Source organism: Streptomyces sp. GbtcB7 (assembly GCF_019091445.1).
GTDB lineage: Bacteria > Actinomycetota > Actinomycetes > Streptomycetales > Streptomycetaceae > Streptomyces > Streptomyces mirabilis.
The window spans coordinates 1-732 of the sequence record NZ_JAGXJM010000127.1; the positions used below are offsets into that span (position 1 = coordinate 1).

Below are 732 nucleotides of genomic sequence, written 5' to 3' on the forward strand. Positions count from 1 at the left end.
GGCTGCCTTCAGTGCCGGCCCCAGTGCACTCGAACCGGAAGGTTCGGGGTGATGGGTGGTTGGTCGTTGTTTGAGAACTGCACAGTGGACGCGAGCATCTGTGGCCAAGTTTTTAAGGGCGCACGGTGGATGCCTTGGCACCAGGAACCGATGAAGGACGTGGGAGGCCACGATAGTCCCCGGGGAGTCGTCAACCAGGCTTTGATCCGGGGGTTTCCGAATGGGGAAACCCGGCAGTCGTCATGGGCTGTCACCCATACCTGAACACATAGGGTATGTGGAGGGAACGCGGGGAAGTGAAACATCTCAGTACCCGCAGGAAGAGAAAACAACCGTGATTCCGGGAGTAGTGGCGAGCGAAACTGGATGAGGCCAAACCATATGCGTGTGAGACCCGGCAGGGGTTGCGTATGTGGGGTTGTGGGATTTCTCTTTCACGGTCTGCCGGCCGTGAGACGAGTCAGAAACCGTTGATGTAGGCGAAGGACATGCGAAAGGTCCGGCGTAGAGGGTAAGACCCCCGTAGTCGAAACGTCAACGGCTCGTTTGAGAAACACCCAAGTAGCACGGGGCCCGAGAAATCCCGTGTGAATCTGGCGGGACCACCCGCTAAGCCTAAATATTCCCTGGTGACCGATAGCGGATAGTACCGTGAGGGAATGGTGAAAAGTACCGCGGGAGCGGAGTGAAATAGTACCTGAAACCGTGTGCCTACAAGCCGTGGGAGCGTCG

1 rRNA gene is annotated in these 732 nt (G+C 57.7%); it reads left to right on the forward strand.

Features of this window, described 5'->3' with window-relative positions:
• Nucleotides 1-102: 102 nt before the first annotated feature.
• Nucleotides 103-732, forward strand: a 23S ribosomal RNA gene (locus KVT44_RS55510); the annotation flags it as partial.